This window comes from Streptomyces sp. CAI-85 (assembly GCF_013363615.1).
GTDB classification, from domain to species: Bacteria; Actinomycetota; Actinomycetes; order Streptomycetales; family Streptomycetaceae; genus Streptomyces; species Streptomyces antibioticus_B.
Genome location: NZ_JAANNX010000165.1, coordinates 1 through 1,928 on the forward strand (window position 1 = coordinate 1; position 1,928 = coordinate 1,928).

A 1,928-nucleotide genomic window follows, 5' to 3' on the forward strand; every position below is an offset into this window, starting at 1 on the left:
AGGATCGACATGCCGTTGCCGATGCCGCGGTCGGTGATCAGCTCACCGAGCCACATGACCATCGCCGTACCCGCGGTCATGGTGACGACCATGACGATGGTGGTGAAGATCGCGCGGTCCGGAACGATCTGGCTCGCGACCGTGCAGCCGGAGAACAGGGCGCCGCTGCGCGCGGTGGCCACCAGGCCGGTGCCCTGGAGGATGGCCAGCGCCACCGTCAGATAACGCGTGTACTGCGTGATCTTCGCCGTGCCGGACTGCCCCTCCTTCTTCAGGGCTTCCAGGCGCGGGATCACCACGGTCAGCAGTTGCAGGATGATGCTCGCCGTGATGTACGGCATGATGCCGAGCGCGAAGATCGTGATCTGGAGCAGTGCGCCGCCACTGAACATGTTGACCAGGCCGAAAATGCCCTGGTTGCCGCTCGCCTGGTCGACGCAGGCCTGGACGGCCGTGTAGTCGACGCCGGGGATCGGGATGTGGGTGCCGACCCGGTACAGCACGATGATGGCAAGCGTGAAGAGCAGCTTCTTGCGCAGGTCGGGCGTCTTGAACGCCCGGGCGAACGCGGTGAGCACGGTGCCTCCTGCGACCCCCGCGCGTCTGCGTCAAGGGTGACGGTCTTGAGGTTCGACTAATAGGAACGACTTAGCTAACGGTCGACTGCCGCTCAAGGTGCCCCCTGAAGGGAACCTTGTGAAAGTGGGCAGTGCAGGTCACCTTACCCGCGACACACCTGCCCTAGGAACGACCAACCGGGGATACCCCATTTGTGGGGTATCCCCGGTCGGGATCGCTCAAGTCATCGAGATACCTGTGGTGTTCAGATGAGCTCGGTGACGGTACCGCCGGCGGCGGTGATCTTCTCCTTGGCGGAGCCGGAGACGGCGTCGACCGTCACCTGGAGCGCCACGGAGATCTCGCCCTGGCCGAGGACCTTGACGAGGCTGTTCTTGCGAACGGCACCCTTGGCGACGAGACCCTCGACGGTGACCTCGCCACCCTCCGGGTACAGCGCGGCCAGCTTGTCGAGGTTCACGACCTGGAACTCGGTCTTGAACGGGTTCTTGAAGCCCTTCAGCTTCGGAAGACGCATGTGGAGGGGCATCTGCCCACCCTCGAAGCGCTCCGGAACCTGGTAGCGGGCCTTCGTGCCCTTGGTACCACGACCGGCCGTCTTACCCTTCGACGCCTCACCACGACCCACACGGGTCTTGGCGGTCTTGGCGCCCGGGGCGGGACGGAGGTTGTGGATCTTGAGCGGGTTGTTCTCCGCCATGATCAGTCGACCTCCTCGACCGTCACGAGGTGGCGGACGGTGTGCACCATGCCGCGGAACTCGGGGCGGTCCTCCTTGACGACCACGTCGTTCAGGCGCTTGAGCCCGAGCGAACGCAGGGTGTCACGGTGGTTCTGCTTGCTGCCGATGTACGACTTCGTCTGCGTGATCTTGAGCTGGGCCATTACGCACCAGCCCCGGCACGCGCACGAAGCAGGGCCGCGGGAGCGACGTCCTCGAGGGGCAGACCGCGGCGGGCCGCGATCTCCTCGGGACGCTGAAGACCCTTCAGGGCCTCCACGGTCGCGTGCACGATGTTGATCGCGTTGTCGGAGCCCAGGGACTTCGACAGGATGTCGTGCACGCCGGCGCACTCGAGCACGGCGCGCACCGGACCACCGGCGATGACGCCGGTACCCGGGGACGCGGGCTTGAGCAGCACGACGCCGGCAGCCTTCTCACCCTGGATCGGGTGCGGGATGGTGCCCTGGATACGGGGGACCTTGAAGAAGTGCTTCTTGGCCTCCTCCACACCCTTGGCGATGGCGGCCGGCACCTCCTTGGCCTTGCCGTAACCGACACCCACGGTGCCGTCACCGTCGCCCACCACGACCAGCGCGGTGAAGCTGAAGCGACGACCACCCTTCAC

The 1,928-nt window shown here is 65.7% G+C and carries 4 protein-coding genes; all 4 read right to left on the reverse strand.

Going from position 1 to position 1,928, the window contains the following annotated elements; genetic code table 11:
- A partial coding sequence (locus G6W55_RS37440) for a preprotein translocase subunit SecY (protein ID WP_375372511.1) occupies positions 1-578 on the reverse strand: 578 nt, incomplete at its 3' end.
- A 245-nt stretch (positions 579-823) separates the two neighbouring features.
- Positions 824-1,279: a 50S ribosomal protein L15 gene (rplO, locus tag G6W55_RS37445; RefSeq protein ID WP_057584672.1), complete on the reverse strand. Its 456-nt coding sequence runs from the start codon at positions 1,277-1,279 to the stop codon at positions 824-826.
- A gap of 2 nt (positions 1,280-1,281) precedes the next feature.
- Positions 1,282-1,464, reverse strand: coding sequence for a 50S ribosomal protein L30 (rpmD, locus tag G6W55_RS37450; protein ID WP_030788246.1), 183 nt, complete (start codon positions 1,462-1,464; stop codon positions 1,282-1,284).
- A partial coding sequence (gene rpsE / locus G6W55_RS37455) for a 30S ribosomal protein S5 (RefSeq protein ID WP_175525041.1) occupies positions 1,464-1,928 on the reverse strand: 465 nt, incomplete at its 5' end. The genes rpmD and rpsE, both read right to left, overlap by 1 nt.

Bases quoted from the DNA above. Each gene is read 5' to 3' on its own strand.
- rpmD (WP_030788246.1), bottom strand. From the start codon at position 1,464: ATGGCCCAGCTCAAGATCACGCAGACGAAGTCGTACATCGGCAGCAAG.
- rplO (WP_057584672.1), bottom strand. From the start codon at position 1,279: ATGGCGGAGAACAACCCGCTCAAGATCCACAACCTCCGTCCCGCCCCG.